This window comes from Corallococcus interemptor, from assembly GCF_003668875.1.
In the GTDB taxonomy this organism is placed as follows: Bacteria; Myxococcota; Myxococcia; order Myxococcales; family Myxococcaceae; genus Corallococcus; species Corallococcus interemptor.
This window is the reverse complement of the sequence record NZ_RAWM01000026.1, coordinates 78,861-86,471: the sequence shown is the minus strand read 5'-3', so window position 1 is coordinate 86,471 and position 7,611 is coordinate 78,861. Positions and strand designations below refer to the sequence as shown.

The 7,611-nt window shown below is 69.0% G+C and carries 8 protein-coding genes; 5 read left to right on the top strand and 3 right to left on the bottom strand.

The genetic code is table 11. From position 1 onward, the window contains the following. Positions 1–278 precede the first annotated feature (278 nt). The 4 genes from D7X96_RS12730 (at position 279) to D7X96_RS12715 (ending at position 3,111) form a co-directional block, all read left to right on the top strand. Positions 279–1,145: a hypothetical protein gene (locus D7X96_RS12730; protein WP_120548487.1), complete on the top strand. Its 867-nt coding sequence runs from the start codon at positions 279–281 to the stop codon at positions 1,143–1,145. 41 nt (positions 1,146–1,186) lie between these two features. Next, positions 1,187–2,077, top strand: a complete 891-nt coding sequence (locus tag D7X96_RS12725; protein ID WP_120548486.1) for a hypothetical protein — start codon at positions 1,187–1,189, stop codon at positions 2,075–2,077. Between the two features lie 123 nt (positions 2,078–2,200). Continuing rightward, entirely contained in the window at positions 2,201–2,494 is a 294-nt protein-coding gene (locus tag D7X96_RS12720; RefSeq protein WP_120548485.1) for a hypothetical protein, read from the top strand. Between the two features lie 122 nt (positions 2,495–2,616). Then, complete coding sequence (locus D7X96_RS12715; RefSeq protein ID WP_147468292.1) at positions 2,617–3,111, top strand: hypothetical protein; 495 nt, start codon at positions 2,617–2,619, stop codon at positions 3,109–3,111. Positions 3,112–3,117: 6 nt separating this feature from the next. Here D7X96_RS12715 and D7X96_RS12710 read toward each other — a convergent pair whose 3' ends face one another. The 3 genes from D7X96_RS12710 to D7X96_RS12700 are packed head-to-tail and all read right to left on the bottom strand — an operon-like array spanning position 3,118 to position 5,207. After that, the gene (locus D7X96_RS12710; protein WP_147468291.1) at positions 3,118–3,978 is read right to left on the bottom strand and encodes a hypothetical protein; all 861 of its coding nucleotides are present in this window, start codon (positions 3,976–3,978) and stop codon (positions 3,118–3,120) included. 51 nt (positions 3,979–4,029) lie between these two features. Continuing rightward, complete coding sequence (locus tag D7X96_RS12705) at positions 4,030–4,371, bottom strand: hypothetical protein (RefSeq protein ID WP_121769822.1); 342 nt, start codon at positions 4,369–4,371, stop codon at positions 4,030–4,032. Beyond that, complete coding sequence (locus D7X96_RS12700; protein ID WP_120548481.1) at positions 4,368–5,207, bottom strand: DUF2092 domain-containing protein; 840 nt, start codon at positions 5,205–5,207, stop codon at positions 4,368–4,370. Before D7X96_RS12700 ends, D7X96_RS12705 begins: the two co-directional genes overlap by 4 nt. A 129-nt stretch (positions 5,208–5,336) precedes the next feature. On the opposite strand from D7X96_RS12700, the gene D7X96_RS12695 reads away from it, so the two are divergent. Further along, on the top strand, positions 5,337–7,559 hold the full coding sequence (locus D7X96_RS12695; RefSeq protein ID WP_208647303.1) for a fused MFS/spermidine synthase: 2,223 nt from the start codon (positions 5,337–5,339) through the stop codon (positions 7,557–7,559). Positions 7,560–7,611 lie beyond the last annotated feature (52 nt).

The window sequence follows — 7,611 nt, the reverse complement described above, 5'->3', positions numbered from 1 at the left end:
GCACGTCGATGCCGCCCTTCAGTGGGTGTTGGGCCTGTCGCCTCAGGACGCCCTCCGCAAGGCAGGCTGCCTCGCCGAGGGCTTCTGGCTTCGCGATTTGTTAGAGAACTTCTGGCGACCTACTTAGGGCGATTCGGCGCCCACCGACCAGGGCAGCCGGAACATGATCCCCGGGAGCAACTGCGGCTGGTAAAATTCGCACGAAGGGGGTGAGGGAAATTCCGCCCGGATTTCGTTGATGGCCCAGACCCACTCCCCAGATGGGGAAAGGACGGACCATGAGACTCCGGAATCAGACCCAACACTGGACGGGCGCGGCGCTCGCGCTGCTCCTGCCCGCGGCGGCCCTGGCGAACGAAACCCATGTCTACGGCATCGCCAACTTCGGCGGTGCGGGCCAGTGCAATGCCGACTCGCACTCCGTCCATACTCAGACGGCGGCGGAGTTCGCGGGCTACTTCAACTCACTCGTCAGCTCCGGGCTCTGGTCGGACGTCCGCACCCTCAACAACTCCAGCGCGCGCACGGACCTCTGGACCGACCTGTCGAAGGGCCCCGTGGCCGACGCGAAGGACACCCAGGCCAATGCCGGTGTGGACGACGCGGATGTCTTCTTCGTGCACACGCACGGTGGCCACAGCGAGGCGTCCCAGCGCAGCTGGCTCGTGATGGGGTCCAACGCGGATGCGTGCGCGGCCACCACCGACCTCCACATGAACCTGGGCAACGGCAAGCTGGACATCGCCGTCGTGAAGGCCTGCCAGTCCGGAGACCTCCAGGTCTGGAAGGATGGCGGATACAAGCAGCTCGTGACGTCCTCCAGCGGCTTCAGCATGTGGAATGCCTTTCACGGCGACTCGTCGTGCGGCAACTTCGTGAAGCGCTACGTGAAGCGCTACGTGAAGAACTCGCGGGGCGATGGCGTGGGCGAGAACTGGATCGACGAGGCCTACGACTGGGACCTCGGCAAGAACAACGACGACTGCCCGGTGTCCATCGTCTTCGGTCAGACCAAGGCGCAGCGCGTGGCGATGTTCGAGTTCGGTGGCTGGCGGGACCGCAAGCCCACCGGGAGCAAGGTCGGCTCCACCTACTTCTTCGTGGGCGGCTGCGACCCCAGCAGCGGCCAGAAGCTGCCCGAGTGACCGCCGTCTCCCTCGAACTCGAACAGAAAGAACGAACCGCCATGAAGACCCATCTGCTCTTCCGATTCCTGACCGTCCTGCCGCTCGCCGCCGTGTCTGGCTGCGACAGCGGCGCCCTCATGGAGCCCGCCGCCGTCACCACCCAGTCCTCCCGCGCGACGCTCGGCTTCATCTTCGACTCCACGGCGATTGCCACGCCTCCCACCGGAGGCATCCCCACCACGCTGCTGCCTGGCACCGCGTTTGGTGATGCCATGTTGCAGCGCGGCCTGGTGGGAACCACCGAGCCCTTCACCCAGACGGACACGCTGGGCTCCCGCGCGGACCTGGAATCCCAGTCCTGGAAGCTGGAGCGCGACCCGTCCGAGGGTCAGGTGCTGGTGCTGAACAAGCTGGGCAGTGGCCCGGAGACACCGCAGGAGCCCGCGCTGCTTCAGCGGGAGGCCCTGGCACGCCTGCAGCGCTGGGGCATCCCCACGGCGGAGCTGGGCGCGGTGCGGCAGGTGAAGTCCTTCATCCAGAGCGAGGAGAACGGCGTCGTCGCGGAGCCCGAGCTCCACCGCCACAAGACCTTCGTGATGCGCGCCATCAATGGCATCCGCGTGGAGGGCCACCGCGCGGTGGTGTCCCACGGGCCGGATGGCAGCTTCCAGCGCGCGCTCATCAGCTGGCCTGCCCTGGCCCGCTCCGGCCACCTGCTCCGGACACGGCTGACGACGGCGCAGATTGAACAGCGGGCCCGCGAGGCGCTGTGGGCCGAGGGAGAGACCACGGGGCCCGTGCACCTCTCCTGGAAGTACGTCCCCACCCAGCTCAGCACCGGCGAATGGGCGCTGACGCTCCATGTGGCCGCCGTGATGCCCCCGGTCACCGGCACGACGAGCACCGAGGAGCCTCGCGTCATCGACGTGGACGTGAGCGCCGTCCCCTGAGTGGGTGCTGCTTCACTTTCCGTGAGAGGGCTCGTTGGGTATGCAGTTGCCCCATGACGGGGGATGACGATCTCCGCCGGTCCGCCATTGTGTGGCGGACGCGAAAGAGGAAGGAGTACGCACATGCCGACGTCCGCTGAAGAGACCCTGAGGCAACTCCGCGACGCGCGCGAGCAGCGCGAGAAAACAGAGCGGGAGCAGGTGGCGGCGGCCCGGGCCACGTCTGGCAAGGAGCCCTTTGACATCGAGAAGCTCCATGCCCTCTACAACCTGACGTGGGATCTGCATGATGCGCCACTCACGCCCTCGATCATCGAGGACTACGAGCGGAGGTACTACCTGGGGTCGCCCCAGGTGAAGACGCTCCAGCAGTTCGCGGATCTCCTCGCCATGCTTCGCGACAACGACGCGGGCTGACATCCGCGTCTGTTCTCGCGTGCCGGCGGGTGCACACCGTGCATCCCTCTGCACACGGAATGGAAGGGCTCCCGGAGGACGCGACTCCGGGCATGACGGTTGCTACAGAGGGCGGTATGTCCATGCGCCCCCTGGTCCTCCTGTTCGTCCTCACCGCGTCCGTCGCCCGCGCCGACTTTTCGCTGCCTGAAAAGGAGACCTGGCTCATGGTGGGCCCGCTCTACAGCAGCTCGGCTCAAGGCATCGGGCTGGGCCTGGAGACGTCACTCAACTTCACGAACGACATCCATGCCCTGGGCATGTTCGGTCAGGCTCAGTGGATGGAGGACTCGCATACGCGGCTGGCCGCCGGCATCCAGGGCAACTTCCTGCTGCTGGGGTTGGAGCTGGGCGTGATGCATGAAACGGAGAGCCCGTTGTTCGCGGCCACGACGGGGCTCCATGTCGCGCCCTATTTCTCCTTCGTCTACGGCTCGGTGGGGCTGCGCATGGGCATCCCGCTGTACGCCCCGGACAACGGCCTGCCTAAGCGTGGGTTCGAAACGGCTTTCGTCCTGAGCTTGAAGCTCCCCGTGCTGGTGGGCGGACGCGCCGCCGTGCCCATCGCCCACCTGTGAGCGGGCTCAGAGCGCCTTGATGTAACCCGAGACCTTCGGATTGCACGCGCTCACCTTCTTCAGCGCGGCCTCGGCGGACTTCTTCTCCGGGTGGATGCTCGTCACGATGAACAACCCCGGCGTCAACCGCTTGTGCGGCGTGCTCGCCAGGACCAGGAACCCTGCCGCGCAGACCTGCTCCTGCTGCGCGCCTTCGCGGTACGCGATGGCCTCCTGGACCGTCTTGAAGCTCCCGATGATGGCCGCGTAGCGCGCGGGCCGCTGCCGGAGCTCCTTCACCACCTTCCGGCCGGCGGCATCCCAGCGATAGGCGTCGAGCTTCCACGCGTCGGGCTCGGCGGAGAGAAACGAATACTCCCGGTAGAAGCCTTCGGCGGGTGAGCCCGGCGTCAGCGGGTACGGGCCGACGTGCGACTGCTCCGGGCCGGCGAAGTTTTCATCGCCGTTCCAGGCCTCCGTCACGCCGCCGTCCTTCATCACGTAGAGCCGGTGACGGCGGTGGACATGCTCGAATCCGCCCTCCTGGGTGACGAGGAGCCCCCACGCGTCCGCCTCCAGCCGGACTGGCTGGACGGTGGTCGTGACGTTCCGCTCCTCCTCGCCGGAGGTCCAGCTGTCCAGGGCTCCAGGTTCAATCCCATACGCCATGCCGTCGGGCAGCGTCACCTTGCGCTTCCCGTCACCCAGCTCGAGCTGGCAGGTGTCGCCCGCCTTGCGGCAGCCCGTGGCGCGCAGGACGTACATCGCGTCGCTCTTCTCGCTCGCCTTGAAGCGCTTGAGCTCGATGCCGTCCTGCGCCGGGGGCGCGGCTCCGCCCAGGAGCACGAGGAGCGCCGCACCCGCCGCGGCCCGCTGTCCCAATCCCATGGTCCTGTCTCCCTGAGGCCTGCCTCCCTCAGGGAGTCGCACGCGGGCCGGCTACTCGGCGACGTAGACGAGTGAGTCCCCCTGGTAGTAGGGCCGGTAGCGGACGCCGCCGCACTGCTGGTAGGCGATGCCGCTCACCGTGGACGCCACGCAGCCCGCGGGCAGCGCCGTGATGGTTTGCGCACCCGCCGGCTCCGCCACCACGGTCGTGCTCGCACCGCCGTAATACGCGTCATGACGGGTGGCCGTGCGTCGCGAGGTGCGCCGCGCCACCCGGCGCGACGTGCCGTAGTTCTGGGCCAGGGCCACCTCCGGAAGCAGCTCTCCCATGAAGAAGAGCCCCAGCAATATCGCCGCCGCCCGCTGGCGGGGCCTGCGCGAATGCGTCGTCATTTCGAGCCTCCTTGCTGCTCACCGCCCTGCGAGTCCGGCGCGAGGAACGACACGCGCACCGCATCGCGTGGGGGCGTGAACTGGAACTGCTCCGGGGTGAACCGCGGCGACAGGTTCCACTCGGACAGCGTCACCGAGTACTGCGGCGCTCCCGGCATGTCCCGCGTGGTGATGACGTACTTGCGCGGCAGCGGCCGCGGGCCGTCCTCGACCCACAACTCCCAGTCCACGCCGTCGCGGTTGCGGAACGCCAGGTGGTGCACGGGCACGCCGTCCACCTTGGATTTGCCGATGTAGCTCCCGGACTTCACGTCCTCGGTGAGGGCGGCGTAGGGGTTGCTGACGAGCAGGTCCTCCGCGGGCGCGTCCAGCCCGAGCTTCAGCGACGCCATGTCCAGCATGGCATCCACGTTCGAGGGCGCGGGCGTCGTCGCATAGGCGTTGGAGTCCTCACCATGGAGGGTGAGCCGCTGGCCGTCGTAGAAGAGGTGCAGCCGGGCCAGGTCTCCGGCGCGGTCCACGCGCAGCCGGTTGGGCCGCTGCAGCTTCACGCTGCCCGCGCGCTGCAGCTGGACCTTCTGCCCCGAGTCGAGCACCTGATCGAGCGTCCCCTCGGTGCGGACGGAGAACTCCCGCTGCGCGGCCAGGAAGTCGCTCATCTGGCGCAGGATGCGCTGGGCCTGGGGATCCATCTTGGCTTCGGAGTCAGAGCGCTCGGCGCGAGCCTGCTCCTGCTGCTGCGCGCCTCCGAGCAGCGGTGTCGCTCCCAGGACCAGGGCGAGCAGGGGCCCGCACCACCTCTTCCTCGATCTTCCGCTGCTGCCTGTGTCTGTCATGCACCCCTCCGGTTCTCCAGGACGTTGCGTGCGTGACCTCCGGGCACCAAGGCTCACCGGTCCGACCGCCGCCCCGGCTGGTACCCCCCGGGAGGCTTCGCCAGCAGGGTGGTACTGTCGCGGCCACGCATGAGCACCCCCTCCGTGTCCCGCCTGGACCTGCTTCGCGCCGCCTTCCTCGTGGGGGTGACCAGCTGCGCCACCCTGGTGTTGGAGCTGACGGCCGCCAGGCTCCTGGCGCCCTTCGTCGGGGCCTCGCTTCACACCTGGACGAGCATCATCGGCGTGGTGCTCGCGGGCATCAGCCTGGGCAGCTACGCCGGAGGCCGGTTGTCGGAGCGGGGCGTGTCGTTCCGGTGGCTCGCGGCGCTCACCGCGCTGGGGGCCGTGCTCGCGCTGCTGCCGCTGGGGTGGGTGGCGCTGTTGGGGGAGGGGACCTGGCTGCGGCCCATCCCGGTGCTGCCGCGCACCTTCCTGCTCAGCTTCCTGGGGTTCTTCCCCGTCAGCTTCGTGCTGGCCATGCTGACGCCGCTCGCCCTGCGGTTGCTGTTGCCGGAGCTGCGGCACGCGGGGCGCATCGTGGGCCTGCTGTACGCGCTGGGCACGCTGGGCAGCCTCGCCGGCAACTTCCTCACCGGCTTCGTGCTGATGGCGTGGTTGTCCGTGCCCACCATCGTGCTCACCGTCTCCGGCGCGCTGCTGCTCTGCGCGCTGGTCGCGCTGCCCAGGGCTTCCGTCTCCGCGCCGTCCACTCCGCCTGCCGCGCGCGAGGAGGAACTGGCGCCACCGGACCTCGCGTGGGGCTCCACGGGCGCGGACCTGCGCACCCGGCCCGTGCTGGCGTGCTTCCTGGTGGCGTGCGCCAGCTTCTGCACGCTCGCCATCGAGTTGGCGGCCAGCCGCATCCTCGCGCCCACCGTGGGGGTCGCGCTGCTCAGCTGGACGGCCATCATCGGCGTGGTGCTGGCGGGCATGGCCCTGGGCAACCTCGTGGGTGGCTATCTCGCGGACCGGTGGCCGCGCCCGGACGTGCTCGCCGCCTCCCTGCTGGTGGCGGCCGCGAGCTGCCTGCTGATCCCGCCCATCCACCGGTGGCTGGAGGCGCGAGACGCGTTCGAGGGCATGGGGCTCCAGGCCCGCATCGTCGCGCTCACGGCCATCGTGTTCCTGTTGCCGGTGACGGCCCTGGGGACCCTGTCGCCGCAGGTGCTCCGGCTGGCGCTGGCGGACGTGGGGCAGGCGGGGCGCACCGTGGGCCGGCTGTCCGCGTGGAGCACCGCGGGCGCGCTCCTGGGTTCGTTCCTCACCGGCTGGTGGCTCATCGCGAAGGTGGGCGTCTATCCCCTGGTCGTGGGCGCCAGCCTGGGGCTGGTGGCGCTGGCGGCGTACGTGGGACAGGTGTGGCGGCGGCCCCGCTTCTTCGGCGCCACCGCGGGCACGCTCGGGCTGGCGGGCGTCCTCGGCTCACTGGGGCTGTTCGCGTCGCCCTGCACGGTGGAGACGGACTACTTCTGCATCCAGGTCCACAAGGTGGAGCACGAGGGCCGGCGGCTGCTGGCCCTGCAGCTGGATCACCTGACGCACACGCTGGTGGACCTGAAGGACCCGTCGTACCTGGGCTATCCGCACGAATACATCCACTCGGAGCTGGTGCGGATGGTGGCGGCGCGCACCGGGCATCCCCGGATGTTGTTGATTGGGGGCGGCGGCTACGTGATGCCGCGCTGGGTGGAGAACTACGTCCCGCAGGCCCGGATGGAGGTGGTGGAGATTGATCCGGCCGTCACGCGCATGGCGCTGGAGCGCTTCGGCGTGAAGCCGGACACGCACATCCTCTCGTACAGCATGGACGGGCGGCAGTTCCTCCAGGAGCAGGCGGAGCGCGGCGCGTATGACCTCGTCATCCAGGACGCGGTGAACGACCTGTCGGTGCCCTACCACCTGATGACGCGCGAGTACGACGTGCTGGTGCGCTCGCTGCTCAAGCCGGACGGCATCTACCTGCTGACCGTCATCGACGAAATCCCCCGGGGCTCGTTCCTGCGCTCGGCCTTCCGGACGGTGCAGGACGTCTTCCCGCACGTGGAACTGCTCCATGACGCCCGCGCCGGATCGAAGGGCCAGAACGTCTACATCGTCGCGGGTTCGATGAAGCCCCTGGACCTGGAGCGGCTGCCGGAGGTGCTGCGCGGCGCGGGCATCGAGCAGCCGCGCACGGGCAGGGTGCCTCGCACGGAGGTCGACGCCTACCTGGCCGCTGGCCCGGCGCTGCTGCTCACGGATGACTTCGCCCCGGTGGACAACCTCCTGGCGGAGCTCTTCCTCCTGCGCGAACAGGTCACGTCGAAGTAGGGGCAAGCAGCCCTTGCATGCGCCACGCTTCGTCGCGAGCTTGAACTCCGAG